Source organism: Micromonospora qiuiae, assembly GCF_016863555.1.
Lineage (GTDB): Bacteria > Actinomycetota > Actinomycetes > Mycobacteriales > Micromonosporaceae > Micromonospora > Micromonospora qiuiae.
In genome coordinates this window covers 76,399-90,157 of record NZ_BOPC01000038.1, presented here as the reverse complement: position 1 = coordinate 90,157, position 13,759 = coordinate 76,399, and the positions used below count along the sequence as shown (strand labels likewise).

General features: G+C 69.3%; 11 protein-coding genes. 5 read left to right on the top strand and 6 right to left on the bottom strand.

All coding sequences use genetic code 11. The annotated features are described in order from the left end of the window. Positions 1-48 precede the first annotated feature (48 nt). From Vqi01_RS15170 to Vqi01_RS15160, 3 genes are read right to left on the bottom strand one after another with little or no spacing between them, the layout of a single operon-like run. Positions 49-1,233: an MFS transporter gene (locus Vqi01_RS15170; RefSeq protein ID WP_204035432.1), complete on the bottom strand. Its 1,185-nt coding sequence runs from the start codon at positions 1,231-1,233 to the stop codon at positions 49-51. Between the two features lie 9 nt (positions 1,234-1,242). Next, positions 1,243-2,112 carry an NADP-dependent oxidoreductase gene (locus tag Vqi01_RS15165; RefSeq protein ID WP_204035431.1) on the bottom strand — a complete coding sequence of 290 codons (870 nt, stop codon included), beginning with the start codon at positions 2,110-2,112 and terminating at the stop codon, positions 1,243-1,245. Between the two features lie 3 nt (positions 2,113-2,115). Beyond that, the gene (locus Vqi01_RS15160) at positions 2,116-2,871 is read right to left on the bottom strand and encodes an alpha/beta fold hydrolase (RefSeq protein WP_275408813.1); all 756 of its coding nucleotides are present in this window, start codon (positions 2,869-2,871) and stop codon (positions 2,116-2,118) included. On the opposite strand from Vqi01_RS15160, the gene Vqi01_RS15155 reads away from it, so the two are divergent. After that, positions 2,830-3,315 (top strand): MerR family transcriptional regulator, encoded by a 486-nt coding sequence (locus Vqi01_RS15155; protein WP_239098416.1) that lies wholly within the window; start codon positions 2,830-2,832, stop codon positions 3,313-3,315. The genes Vqi01_RS15160 and Vqi01_RS15155 overlap by 42 nt on opposite strands. A gap of 112 nt (positions 3,316-3,427) precedes the next feature. Here the strand turns inward: Vqi01_RS15155 and Vqi01_RS15150 are convergent, their stop codons facing one another. Further along, complete coding sequence (locus Vqi01_RS15150; protein ID WP_204035429.1) at positions 3,428-3,844, bottom strand: cytidine/deoxycytidylate deaminase family protein; 417 nt, start codon at positions 3,842-3,844, stop codon at positions 3,428-3,430. A gap of 109 nt (positions 3,845-3,953) precedes the next feature. Here Vqi01_RS15150 and hrpA point away from each other — a divergent pair, with 109 nt between their 5' ends. Further along, the gene (gene hrpA / locus Vqi01_RS15145; RefSeq protein WP_204035428.1) at positions 3,954-7,997 is read left to right on the top strand and encodes an ATP-dependent RNA helicase HrpA; all 4,044 of its coding nucleotides are present in this window, start codon (positions 3,954-3,956) and stop codon (positions 7,995-7,997) included. A 79-nt stretch (positions 7,998-8,076) separates the two neighbouring features. Here hrpA and rfbB read toward each other — a convergent pair whose 3' ends face one another. Then, positions 8,077-9,123: a dTDP-glucose 4,6-dehydratase gene (gene rfbB / locus Vqi01_RS15140; RefSeq protein WP_204035427.1), complete on the bottom strand. Its 1,047-nt coding sequence runs from the start codon at positions 9,121-9,123 to the stop codon at positions 8,077-8,079. 207 nt (positions 9,124-9,330) lie between these two features. Further along, positions 9,331-10,275 (bottom strand): LysR family transcriptional regulator, encoded by a 945-nt coding sequence (locus tag Vqi01_RS15135; RefSeq protein ID WP_204035426.1) that lies wholly within the window; start codon positions 10,273-10,275, stop codon positions 9,331-9,333. A gap of 77 nt (positions 10,276-10,352) precedes the next feature. Between Vqi01_RS15135 and Vqi01_RS15130 the strand changes: the two genes are divergently transcribed. The 3 genes from Vqi01_RS15130 to Vqi01_RS15120 are packed head-to-tail and all read left to right on the top strand — an operon-like array spanning position 10,353 to position 13,743. Further along, positions 10,353-11,045 (top strand): succinate dehydrogenase cytochrome b subunit, encoded by a 693-nt coding sequence (locus tag Vqi01_RS15130; protein WP_275408812.1) that lies wholly within the window; start codon positions 10,353-10,355, stop codon positions 11,043-11,045. A 2-nt stretch (positions 11,046-11,047) separates the two neighbouring features. Then, positions 11,048-12,985 carry a fumarate reductase/succinate dehydrogenase flavoprotein subunit gene (locus tag Vqi01_RS15125; protein ID WP_204035425.1) on the top strand — a complete coding sequence of 646 codons (1,938 nt, stop codon included), beginning with the start codon at positions 11,048-11,050 and terminating at the stop codon, positions 12,983-12,985. Then, the gene (locus Vqi01_RS15120) at positions 12,982-13,743 is read left to right on the top strand and encodes a succinate dehydrogenase/fumarate reductase iron-sulfur subunit (protein ID WP_204035424.1); all 762 of its coding nucleotides are present in this window, start codon (positions 12,982-12,984) and stop codon (positions 13,741-13,743) included. The genes Vqi01_RS15125 and Vqi01_RS15120 overlap by 4 nt, the downstream gene beginning before the upstream one ends. Positions 13,744-13,759 lie beyond the last annotated feature (16 nt).

Genomic DNA, 13,759 nt, shown 5'->3' with positions numbered 1-13,759 from the left:
TTTCCGAACCGAATATTGCAACCAGGTTAATCAAACCTACTGCAGGTGTTAAACCAGCTCGGTTTTCCGAGCCACCGGCGATGTGTCCCGATTTCGCGCGGCCATCAATTCCCGGATCGCGATGAACACGCTGACCACGACCACTGCGGCACCCACCAGAACCACGACCCGGTAACCGAGTCCGGCGTCGATGACGCGGCCACCGAGCCATGCCCCGCCGCCGATTCCGATGTTGAAGGCCGAGATGTTGACGGCGAGCGCGAGAGTCGGGGCCCGGGCACCGGCCGCCGTCATGATGCGGGCCTGCAACGCTGGGATGATCGAGAAATAGCTGGCGCCGAAGAGCAGCACCGCCAGCGCCGCCAGTGGGCGCACCGAAGCCGCCACCGCCAGGAACAGCAGGGACAGCGTCAAGGCCGCAACCGTCGACACCAGGGCGGGCAGCAGGGCCCGGTCGACGAGTCGACCGCCGACGAGATTGCCGACAATCGACCCGCCGCCAAACACGAACAACAGCACCGTAAGCGCAACCGGCCCAAACCCGCCGACCTCAGTGAGCAATGGCGCGATAAACGTGTACGCCGCGAAAGCACCGGCGCTGGCAAAAACGGTCATCATGATGGCCAAACGCACCCGCCGGTCCCGCAGAACAGCGAGTTCACCGATCGCGCCCGCGCTCGACGGCCCCGGTACGGCCGGCACGAATAGGACAACAAGCAGCGCCGACACAACACTCATCAGCAGGACCGCCCAGAATGTCGAACGCCAGCCAAACTCCTGCCCGAGCACCGTCCCGATCGGCACGCCGGCGACTGTCGCAAGATTCAGACCGAGCGCAACCCTGGCCACCGCCGATCCCTGTCGGCCGGCGCCGACCAGACCATTGGCGATCACGATGCACACGGCAAACATCGTGCAGTGCGCGAGTGCCGATACCACCCGCCCCAACAGCAACATCGAATAATCGTCGGCGACCGCCGCGATCAGATTTCCCAGCACAAAGACGCCGATCAGGCCGACCACCAGCGTCTTTCGCGGTATCCGCCCGGTCAGCAGGGTGACGAACGGACCGCCCACCACGACGGTCAGGGCGTAGCCGGACACCAGCAGCCCGACCGCAGGCACCGAAACCCCCAGGTCCCCCGCGATCTGCGGCAGGATCCCGGCGATCACCGACTCGGCGGTGCCGACGCTGAATACGCACAGCATCAACGCGAACAGGGGAAGCGGCATGATCGATCCTCAGGGAGTGAGCAACAGTTTGCCCCGACTGCCACCGGCGGCAAGCCGGGCATGGGCCACCGGGGCCTCGGCGAAGTCGAACACCTCGCCCACCCGGATCGTGAGCACGCCCTCGTCGACGAGCTTGCTGAGGTGCGCGAGCCGGAGGCCGTCCTGTTCGACGAAGGACATCCGCACCTCGATGCCGCGCTCGGCGACCGGTGCAGCGGTCGGCACGATGGACACGACCCGGCCGCCGTCCCGCACTCCCTTGATCGCCTCAGGCAGGCCCGCGGTGTCAATCCACCCGTCCGCCACGCCGGTCGGGATCTCGCTGACCGTCCCGGTGTCACCGGGCCGGCCGTGCGCGATCACCTCCAGGCTGCGCATCCGGGCCAACTCCACCACAAAGCCACCCACCGAACCCGCCGCCCCGGTCACCAGGATGGTCCGGCCCGCCGGCAGGTCCAGCGCGTCCAAGGCCTGCTCGGCGGTCAGACCAGCCAACGGCAGGGCCGCCGCGTGCGCCAGCGGTACGCTACCGGGCGCCGGGGCGGCCAGCGCCGCGTCCAGCGCGACCAGTTCGGCATATGTGCCGACTCCGGTCGCCATCTGCGCCGACATCGCGACCACCCGGTCGCCCGGTTTGAACGCCGACACCCCGGCACCCACCTCGACAACCGTGCCGGCGAGGTCCCAGCCGAGGATCATCGGGAACGGTACACGGACGTGCGCCGCATTCTCGCCGGAGCGCACCTGCAGATCCACCGGATTCACCGCGGCTGCGGCGACCCGGACCAGGATCTGCTGCGGGCCGGCCGTGGGCGCCGGTCGGTCCTCCACCCGCAGGAGCGCCGGATCGCCGTACTCGTACAGCATCACTGCCCGCATCGCTCAGAATCCCTTCAGCGCGGGCCTGATCGCGTCGGCCAGAGCCTCGGGGTCGAGCACGTGCGCGATGTGCCCCTGACCGGGCAGCACCGCCAGGGCCGCGTCGTCGAGGCCGTCGACCAGCGCCCGAGCGGCCGGGCCAAACACCAACCCCTCGCGGTCGCTCCGCTCGCCGAGGATCACCAGCGTCGGCACCTTGATCTTCTTCAGCACCGACGGGTCGTAGGCCAGCCGGTCCAGCGCGGCGAGTTCGGCGTAGGTGCTGTCGATCAGCTCCAGCATCGCCGCCCAGCCGGCCGGGTCACCGGTCCGGAAGCTCTCCACGTCCTCGGGAGCGTCACCGACGACCTGGGTGAGTACCGTGGCGAACGCGGTGCTGCGGTCGCCCGCTTTGAGCGCCGCGCCGATCACATCCAGCGCCTCACCGGTGACCGGTCCGTCGACCGGGATCGTCGGCTCGTACAGCACCAGACCGGCGAGGTCGTCGCGCTCGGCGGCGGTCAACAGGGCAATCGCGCCGCCGTAGCTGTGCCCGATCAGCACCGGCTCCGGACCGGCCTCGTCGAGCACCTGGTTGAGATCCGCCACCTCGGTGGCGAGGTCGTAGTCGTCGCCGATCGGCCCGCTTTCCCCACGGCCCCGGCGATCCGGGACGAGCGTACGACCGGGCAGCCGGGCGGCCACCTCGGCCCAGTGATCAGCCACACTTTGGACACCATGCGTGATAACGGCCGTACGGCCAGTACCGTAGCTATTCATGGGGCGAACGTAAGCCTTGACAGTAGTGTGAAGGTCAAGCGGCATTGTGTGAGGGGGATTGCGTTGCTTATCGGCGAATTGTCGGAACGGACCGGCGTCAGCACCAGATTGCTTCGGTACTACGAACAGCAGGGCTTGCTCCGATCCGTACGCACTGCGAACGGGTACCGCCACTACGCCGTGGAGGATGTCGAGAGGGTGCGCCGGATCAGAGCCCTGCTCAATGTGGGTCTGCCCTTGCGGACCGTTGAACTGTTGCTGCCTTGCGTCGTAGACGCCAGCCCCCGCGTCATCCCGTGCGAGAACCTCGTGGCGACGCTGCGTAAGGAGGTGACCCGCCTCGACGAGGCGTCCGCCGAAATCGACCGCTGCCGCACACTGATCCTGGACATCCTGGACCGTTCCGGCGCAAACGAATTGGTCGGCGCCTCCGCCGGGAGCTGACCGGAACACACTCGCCCCCGCATGCCGGAGGCACCCGCCAGTCGACAACCGGGATCGAGTGGTCTCTGACACCAAAAAGGCCACTCGATCCCGGATCGAGCACAAGCTCGCGCTAACGGTCGCGGATCTCCGGCTCGTCAGTCGGCTTTGCGGCATCGATGGCGGCAGGCATCTCGGCCACCGGCACGACCTGCGGATCATCGGCCGGGCCGATGATCATCCGCAGTCCCGGGAAGTGGTCGGCCAGCAGCCGGCGGCACGCATCGCAGGGAGTCACCAGGATCCGGCCCCGTTCGCCGACCGTGACGATCGTCTCCAGCTCACCCACGCCCTGGGTGACCGCGGCCCCGACCACCACCACCTCGGCACACGCACCCGCGGCGGGGTGCAGGATGTTGACCCCGGACACGATCCGCCCCTCGGTGGTCCGGGCCGCCGTGGCACGGGTGTGGGCGGCGCTGCGGCAGCGCAGCTTGGCCACCGCGCTGGCGGCCTGCACCAGCGCCCGATCGGTGTCCCGCATGGTCATCGGCGTCCCCGTGCTCGTTCCTGGTCGGTGAGCAACGATAGACCGGTGGGGACTGCCGCGGGTAACCCGGAGGCGACCCGAGGGCCGGCTGCCTATCCTTGGCGACGACATGCAGAATCCACCCGCCTCCGCCGCGTCCGACACCGCCCGCGACCTGCAGCGTCGCCTGCCGAGCCTGATGTTCCGCGACCAGCGTCGATTGGGGCGACGGCTCGACGGACTTCGCCGGTTGCGCGACCCGCAGCGGCGCGAGGCGGCGCTGACCGAGATCGCCACCGAGGTGGCCGCGGCCGAGGGCCGGCTGGAGCGGCGCCGGGCTGCCGTGCCGGCGATCACCTACCCGGCCGCCCTGCCGGTCAGCGAACGCAAGGACGACATCGCCGCCGCGATCCGCGACCACCAAGTGGTGATCGTGGCCGGCGAGACCGGTTCGGGCAAGACCACCCAACTGCCGAAGATCTGCCTGGAGCTGGGACGCGGGATCACGGGGCTGATCGGGCACACGCAACCCCGCCGGCTGGCCGCCCGTACGGTCGCCGACCGGATCGCCGAGGAGCTGGGCACCGAGTTGGGCGACGTGGTCGGCTACAAGGTGCGCTTCACCGACCAGGTCAGCGAGCAGAGCCTGGTCAAGCTGATGACCGACGGCATTCTGCTGGCCGAGTTGCAGACCGACCGGATGCTGCACCAGTACGACACGTTGATCATCGACGAGGCGCACGAGCGCAGCCTGAACATCGACTTCATTCTCGGCTACCTCAAGCAGTTGCTTCCCCGCCGGCCCGACCTCAAGGTGATCATCACCTCGGCGACCATCGAAACCGACCGGTTCGCGAAGCACTTCGCCGGTCCGGCGACCGCCGAGCATCCCGACGGCGAGCCGGCGCCGATCGTCGAGGTGTCCGGGCGAACCTACCCGGTCGAGGTGCGCTACCGACCGCTGATCGAGGTCGTCGAGGCCGACGAGGAGGACGCGGACGAGGAGAACGTCCGCGACCAGATCCAGGCCATCGGCGACGCCGTCGAGGAACTGGCCGCCGAGGGTCCCGGCGACATCCTGGTCTTCCTCAGCGGCGAGCGGGAGATCCGGGACACCGCCGAGGCGCTCGGCAAGCTGGTGGACAATCGTCCGGCGCTGCGAAACACCGAGATCCTGCCGCTGTACGCCCGGCTGAGCGTCGCCGAACAGCACCGGGTCTTCGCCCCGCACTCCGGGCGCCGGGTGGTGCTGGCCACCAACGTCGCGGAGACCTCGCTGACCGTGCCCGGCATCAAGTACGTGGTGGACCCCGGCACCGCCCGCATCTCCCGCTACTCCCAGCGGCTGAAGGTGCAGCGATTGCCCATCGAGCCGGTCTCGCAGGCCAGCGCCAACCAGCGCAAGGGCCGCTGTGGGCGTACCTCGGACGGCATCTGCATCCGGCTCTACGACGAGCAGGACTTCGAATCCCGCCCCGAGTTCACCGACCCGGAGATCCTGCGTACCAACCTGGCCTCGGTCATCCTCCAGATGACCGCCATCGGTCTCGGCGACATCGCCGCCTTCCCGTTCATCGACCCGCCGGACCGCCGCAACATCACCGACGGCGTCAACCTGCTGCACGAGCTGGGCGCGCTCGATGTGACCCAGACCGACCCGGCACGCCGGCTCACCCAGCTCGGTCGGCGGCTGGCCCAGCTTCCGGTCGACCCGCGCCTGGCCCGGATGGTCCTGGAAGGCGAGCGCAACGGCTGCGCGACCGAGGTGATGGTGATCGCCGCCGCGTTGTCGATCCAGGATCCGCGGGAACGGCCGGCGGACAAGCAGGCCCAGGCCGACCAGGCACACGCCCGCTTCGCCGACAAGGAATCGGACTTCGTCGCGTACCTCAATCTCTGGCGGTACCTGCGCGAACGGCAGCGGGAGCTGTCCTCCAGCGCGTTCCGGCGGATGTGCAAGGCCGAGTACCTCAACTACCTGCGGGTCCGCGAGTGGCAGGACATCGTCAGCCAGCTGCGCCAGGTGCTGCGTACGCCCGAGCCCGGCCGGGGTGGACGACCGGCGCGCGACGCCGACGGCGGCGGACGACGTCACGCCGGCGCGGACCTTCCCGAGGAGATCGACACCCCCCGGGTGCACCAGTCGCTGCTGCCCGGCCTGCTCTCCCACATCGGCCTCAAGGACGCCCAGAAACACGAATACCTCGGCGCCCGGGGGGCAAAATTCGCGATCTTCCCCGGCTCGGCGCTGTTCAAGAAGCCACCGCGCTGGGTGATGGCCGCCGAGCTGGTGGAGACCTCCCGGCTCTGGGGCCGGGTGAACGGGCGGATCGAACCGGAGTGGGTCGAACCGCTGGCCCAGCACCTGGTCAAGCGCAGCTACAGCGAGCCGCACTGGGAGAAGAAGCAGGCGGCGGTGATGGCGTACGAGAAGGTCACTCTCTACGGCGTGCCGCTGGTCACCGCCCGCAAGGTGAACTTCGGCCGGATCGACCCGGCGCTGAGCCGGGAGCTGTTCATCCGGCACGCGCTGGTCGAGGGCGACTGGTCCACCCACCACCAGTTCTGGCGGGACAACCAGCGGCTGCTGGACGAGGTGGCGGAGCTGGAGAACCGGGCCCGGCGACGGGACATCCTGGTCGACGACGAGACGATCTTCCAGTTCTACGACGAGCGGATTCCCGCCGAAGTGGTCTCCGGGCGGCACTTCGACAGCTGGTGGAAGAAGACCCGCCGCCAGCGGCCGGAGCTGCTCACCTTCACCCGGGAGCTGCTGGTCAACGCCGGTCGCGGCGGGGTCGACGAGGCCGACTACCCGGATCAGTGGCGTGCCGACGGGGTCGCCCTGCCGGTGACGTACACGTTCGAGCCGGGCACCCCGGCCGACGGGGTGACAGTGGACATCCCGCTGCCGCTGCTCAACCAGGTGCCGGCGGAGAGCTTCGACTGGCAGGTGCCCGGGCTCCGCGAGGAACTCGTCGTCGCGTTGATCCGGTCGCTACCGAAGCCGGTGCGGCGCAACTTCGTGCCGGTGCCGGACTACGCCCGCGCCGCCCTGGCCGCGATCACGCCCGGCGAGGAGCCGCTGCTGGACGCGCTGACCCGGCAGCTGCGCCGGATGACCGGGGTGACCGTGCCGCGGGACGCCTGGGACACGAGCAAACTGCCGCCGCATCTGCGGGTCACCTTCCGGGTGCTCGGCGAGGACGACAAACCGGTCGCCGAGGGCAAGGACCTGCCGGCCCTGCAACGCCAGCTCAAGGCCGAGGTACGCCAGGTGGTGGCCGCCGCCGCGCCGGACGTGGCCCGCACCGGCCTGACGACGTGGGACATCGGTGCCCTGCCACGCACCATCGAACAGGTCCGCGCCGGGTACGCGGTGACCGCGTACCCGGCCCTGACGGACGAGGGCGCCACGGTCGGGGTGAAGGTTTTCGACTCGGCGGACGAGCAGGAGGCCGCGCACTGGGCGGGCACCCGGCGACTGCTGCGGCTGACCGTGCCGTCGCCGGCGAAGTTCCTCCAGGGCAGGCTGAGCAACGAGGCGAAGTTGGCGCTGTCGCGCAACCCGCACGGCGGGGTGCAGGCGCTGATCGAGGACGCGGCCGGCGCGGCGATCGACAAGCTGATCGCCGAGGCGGGCGGCCCGGCCTGGGACGCCGAGGGCTTCGCCGCGCTGCGCGACAAGGTCCGCGCCGGGTTGGTGGACACCGTGGTGGAGGTGATGGACCGGGTCCGGGCGGTGCTCGCCGCCGCGTACGCGGTGCAGCAGCGGCTCGGCGCGACGAGGAACCTGGCCGTGGTGGCCGCCCTGGCCGACATCCGCAACCAGCTCACCGGCCTGGTGCACGCCGGGTTCATCACCGAGGCCGGCTACGCCCGCCTGCCTGACCTGCTGCGCTACCTGACCGCGATCGAACGACGGCTGGACCGGTTGCCCGGCAACCCGCCCCGGGACAAGTCTCAGCAGGACCGCATTGCGGTGGTCCAGCGGGAGTACGACGAGATGCTCGCCGCGCTGCCCGCGTCGCGACGGAACTCCGCCGCCGTACGACAGATCCGCTGGATGATCGAGGAGTTGCGGGTGAACGTCTTCGCCCAGGCGCTGGGCACCCCGTACCCGGTCTCCGAGCAGCGCATCTACCGGGCCATGGACGACGCCGAGGGGCGGTGAGCCCGCTGCGCTCGCCGTGCGACGCCGACCAGACCGTGCTGGCCGGCGCCGCACCGCGACATCCGGCGGGGCCGAGGGTTCAGCCGACGTGTACCGGCAACTCCCAGCCGACCGACAGCTCCGGCACCGCGTGGCCCCGGCCGGTGCCCGCCGGGCGGGGCTCCGGGCACGTCGGGGCCCACCAGTCGCGGTGCTCCCGGTACCACTGGAAGACCTCGGCCAGCCCATCGGCGAATCTGATCCGCGGCTCGTAGTTCAACTCTTCGGAGATCTTCCGGTAGTCGAGCGAGTACCGCTGGTCCTGCACCTTCCGGTCGGCGACCTGCCGCACCCGGTCCCAGTCGGCGCCGGCCAACAGCAGGATCCGCTCGGCCAGGGCCCGGTTGGTCAGCTCGACGTCGCCACCGATGTTGTAGACCTCACCGGCGCGTCCCTTGGCCAACACCAGGGCGATGGCCCGGCAGTGGTCGTCGACGTGCAACCACTCCCGCACCGCGCTGCCGTCGCCGTGCAGGGTGATGTCCCGACCGGTGAGCAGGTTGGTCACGAAGCGTGGAATGACTTTCTCGACGTGCTGGTACGGCCCGTAGTTGTTGGCGCATCTGGTGATCGACACGTCCAGGTCGTAGGTTCGCCAGTAGGAGCGGACCACGCAGTCACTCGCGGCCTTGGAGGCCGCGTACGGTGAGTTGGGCTCCATCGGGCAGCGCTCGTCCCAGGAGCCCTCGGTGATGGAGCCGTACACCTCGTCGGTGGAGACGTGCACGACCCGGCTCACCCCGCTGCGTACGCATTCGGCCATCAGTCGGTGCGAACCCATCACGTTGCTTTCGAAGAACGGCGCGGGATCGTCGATCGACCGGTCGACGTGCGACTCGGCGGCGAAGTGCACCACGACGTCGTGGCCGGGCACCACCTCACGGAGCAACGACACATCGGCGACGTCACCCCGGACGAAGGTCAACCGCGGATGCGTGGCGGGCAAACTCCTGCGGTCACTGGCGTACGTGAGTTTGTCCAGCACTGTCACGGCACTGCCTTCGAAGCCAAGGTAACGCCCGTCCAGTAGGCACCGGGTGAAGTGCGACCCGATAAAGCCAGCACCACCGGTCACCAGGATCCTCATGTATGTGGCCTCCCTGCCACGCGAATCCGCGCATCATCGTCTCTCCCGCCGCCACCTGCGTGGCCGATGGGTCGTCACCGCGAACCCACCACCGCACAGCCGGTATGGCCTCGAAAAGAGGCAAATGAGGGTGCTAGCCCTCGTGCAAGACCTCACGATATGTGACATGGGTGCCGCTGGAGCGGATATCGGCATCTTAAGGACGAATTAAGCATCGGGTCGATAACCGGACGGGAGGCCGCGCTCCCAACCGTCGATCTCGATCGCAGTCCGGACGTACTCGAGCAGGATCCGGCGCAGTTCGCGGCCGGCGTGGGTGGGCACCACGTCGCGGCGACGGGCCACCGCGATGGTCCGGCGTACGCCGGGCGAGGCGAGCCGGGTGACCCGGATGCCGGGCCGGCGGGCGACCACGAAGCCGGGGACCAGGGCGACGCCCAGCCCTGCCTCGACGAAGCTGAGCACGGCGTCCATTTCGCCGCCGTCGACCGACAGACGCGGCTCGAATCCGGCCTCCCGGCACGCCTGGAGCGTGGCGTCGCGCAGGTCGTAGCCCTCGCGGAACATCACCAGCGGCTGGTCGCGCAGGTCCGTGATCCGCAGTTCGCCGCTGGCCGAGGCGGTCGGCAGCGGGTCGACCGAGGCGACGACCAGGCTCTCGGTCAGGATCGGGTCGACGCGCAGCCCCGGATCGGTGCCCTGCGCGGGCATTATGATCAGCGCCAGGTCCAGATCTCCCCGGAGCAGGTCACGGACCAGATCCTGGGAGCCGCCCTCTTCCACCCGCAGATCTACGCTGGGGTGGGCGTCGCGGAACCGGCGCAGCACCGGCGGCGCGAGCGAGGTGGCCAGGCTGGGGGTGGCACCGAGTCGGACCCGGCCGCGCCGCAGGCCGACCAACTCCTGCACCTCACGGGTCGCGGTCTCGACGTCGGCGAGGATCCGCTTGGCCAGCGGCAGCAGCACCTCTCCGGCGGCGGTGAGGGTGATGTTGCCCCTTACCCGCTCGAACAGCGGGGCACCGAGGGCACCCTCCAGGGCGTGAATTTGCTTACTCAACGAGGGCTGAGTTATGCCGACGATGTCGGCCGCCTGGGTGAAATGTCGCACTTCGGCCACCGCAACGAAGTACCTCAGCTGATGGAGTTGCATCTACATAGCTTATGGCTATCAAGACTGCGGTGTCGATGCATTGGACGACTGATCAAAGTGCTCCTAGCGTCGATCGCGTGGTAGTCACGACAAGAACCCGGTCGCCCATCCGATCCAACGTCGGCCTCAAGGCCGTCATGGCGGTGACGGGCATCCTCCTGGTGCTGTTCCTCATCGCACACATGCTGGGCAATCTGAAGATCTTCACGGGTGCCACGGCGTTCAACCACTACGCCGGGTGGCTGCGCGAGATCGGTGCCCCGCTGCTGCCCAGCACCGGGTTCCTGTGGCTCCAGCGGGTCGGGCTGCTGGTGGCCGTGCTCCTGCACATCTGGGCTGCCACGGTGCTCGCGCTGCGCGCCCGCGCCGCCCGCCCGGTGCGCTACGCCCACCGCAAGAAGATCCAGGGCAGCTACGCGGCCCGCACCATGCGCTGGGGCGGTGTGATCATCCTGCTCTTCGTCGTCTACCACATCCTGGACCTGACCACCGGCACGCTGAACCCGGTCGGCGACTCGACCCGGCCGTACGCCAACGTCGTCGCCGACTTCGCCCCGGGACGCTGGTACGTCACCCTGTTCTACACCCTGGCGATCGTCGCCCTCGGCTTCCACCTGCGACACGGCGTGTTCAGCGCGCTGCGCAGCCTCGGCCAGCAGACCCCGCGCGGCGAGCAGCGGGCCAGGGCGGTGGCCCTGGTCTTCGCCGTCGCGCTCTGCGTCGGCTACCTCCTGGTCCCGTTCGCCGTACTCACCGGATTGGTGTCCTGACCATGGATCTCTTCATCGAGGGCGACCCGATCGCCGACACCAGGGCTCCCGACGGCCCGATCGAAACCCGCTGGGAACGCCGCCGCTTCGAGGCCAAGCTGGTCAACCCGGCCAACCGCCGCAAGATGACGGTGATCGTGGTCGGCACCGGCCTGGCCGGCGGCTCCGCCGCGGCCACGCTCGCCGAGCAGGGCTACCGGGTCAAGTCGTACTGCTACCAGGACAGCCCGCGGCGGGCCCACTCGATCGCCGCGCAGGGCGGCATCAACGCCGCCAAAAACTACCGCAACGACGGCGACTCGGTGCACCGGCTCTTCTACGACACCGTCAAGGGCGGCGACTTCCGCTCCCGGGAATCGAACGTGCACCGGCTGGCCGAGGTCTCGGTCAACATCATCGACCAGTGCGTCGCCCAGGGCGTGCCGTTCGCCCGCGAGTACGGCGGCCTGCTCGACACCCGCTCCTTCGGCGGCGCCCAGGTGCAGCGCACCTTCTACGCCCGGGGCCAGACGGGCCAGCAGCTGCTGCTCGGCGCGTACCAGGCCCTGGAGCGGCAGATCGGCCTGGGCAACGTGGAGATGAACGCCCGGCACGAGATGCTGGAGCTGATCGTCGTCGACGGCAAGGCCCGGGGCATCGTGGTCCGGGACATGGTCACCGGCGAGATCACCTGCGAGTTCGCCGACGCCGTCGTACTCGCCTCCGGCGGATACGGCAACGTCTTCTACCTCTCCACCAACGCCAAGGGCTGCAACGTCACCGCCACCTGGCGGGCGCACCGCAAGGGCGCGTACTTCGCCAACCCCTGCTACACGCAGATCCACCCGACCTGCATCCCGGTCTCCGGCGATCACCAGTCGAAGCTGACCCTGATGAGCGAGTCGCTGCGCAACGACGGCCGGGTCTGGGTGCCGAAGGTCAAGGGCGACGACCGCAGCCCGCGGGACATCCCCGAGGACGAGCGGGACTACTACCTGGAGCGCATCTACCCCTCCTTCGGCAACCTGGTGCCCCGGGACATCGCCTCCCGGGCCGCCAAGAACGTCTGCGACGAGGGGCGCGGTGTGGGCCCGACGAAGCTCGGCGTCTACCTGGACTTCGCCGACGCCATCGACCGGCTCGGCCGCAAGGCCATCGAGGCCAAGTACGGCAACCTGTTCGAGATGTACGAGCGGATCACCGGCGAGGACCCGTACGAGGTCCCGATGCGGATCTACCCGGCCGTGCACTACACGATGGGCGGCCTCTGGGTCGACTACGACCTCCAGTCCACCATTCCCGGCCTGTTCGTGATCGGCGAGGCGAACTTCTCCGACCACGGCGCGAACCGGCTCGGCGCCTCGGCGCTGATGCAGGGCCTGGCCGACGGGTACTTCGTGCTGCCGAACACGATCGCCAACTACCTGGCCGCCGGCCCGTTCGAGAAGGTCGACGCCAGCCACCCGGCGGCGGTCGAGGCGCGGCGGGACGTGGAGGACCGCATCCAGCGGCTGCTCGCGATCAACGGCGACCGGACGGTTGACTCGTTCCACCGGGAGCTGGGCCAGATCATGTGGGAGCACTGCGGCATGGAGCGCTCCGAGGCCGGGCTGCGTAAGGCGATCGACGAGATCCGCGCCCTGCGCGACCAGTTCTGGCAGCGGGTGCGGGTGCCCGGCGACGGCGAGGGGCTCAACCAGTCGCTGGAGAAGGCCGGCCGGGTGGCCGACTTCTTCGAGCTGGCCGAGCTGATGTGCATCGACGCCCTGCACCGCGAGGAGTCCTGCGGCGGCCACTTCCGGGCCGAACACCAGACCGCCGACGGCGAGGCCGAGCGCGACGACGACAACTTCGCCTACGTGGCGGCCTGGGAGTTCACCGCGACCGGCCAGCCCTCGGTGCTGCACAAGGAAGACCTCAACTTCGAATACGTCCACCCCACGCAGCGGAGCTACAAGTGAACCTGACCCTGCGCATCTGGCGCCAGTCCGGCCCACAGGACAAGGGTCGGATGGTGACCTACCAGGTCGACGACGTCTCCCCGGACATGTCGTTCCTGGAGATGCTCGACGTCCTCAACGAGCGGCTCATCCTCGACGGCGAGGAGCCGGTCGCCTTCGACCACGACTGCCGCGAGGGCATCTGCGGCATGTGCGGATTGATGATCAACGGCAATGCGCACGGGCCGCAGCGCGGCACCACCGCCTGCCAGCTGCACATGCGGCAGTTCAAAGACGGCGACACGATCGACATCGAGCCGTGGCGGGCCCGCCCCTTCCCGGTCATCAAGGACCTGGTGGTCGACCGCAGCGCCTTCGACCAGATCATCGCTGCCGGCGGGTACATCACCGCGCCCACCGGCAGCGCGCCCGAGGCGCACTCCGTACCAGTGGCCAAGGCCAACGCGGACGCCGCGTTCGAGTCGGCCGCCTGCATCGGCTGCGGTGCCTGCGTGGCGGCCTGCCCGAACGGCTCGGGCTTGCTCTTCACCGCCGCCAAGGTCACCCAACTCTCGCTGATGCCGCAGGGGCAGCCGGAGCGCTACACCCGGGTGATCGGCATGGTCGACGCGCACGACGAGGCGGGCTTCGGCGGCTGCACCAACGCCGGCGAGTGCACCGTGGTCTGCCCGAAGGGCATCCCGCTGAGCACCATCGGCCGCCTCAACCGCGACTACCTGGCCGCCACCACGAAGCGCGGCGACACCCCCGGCACCTGACCCGACGCCGCCGCCC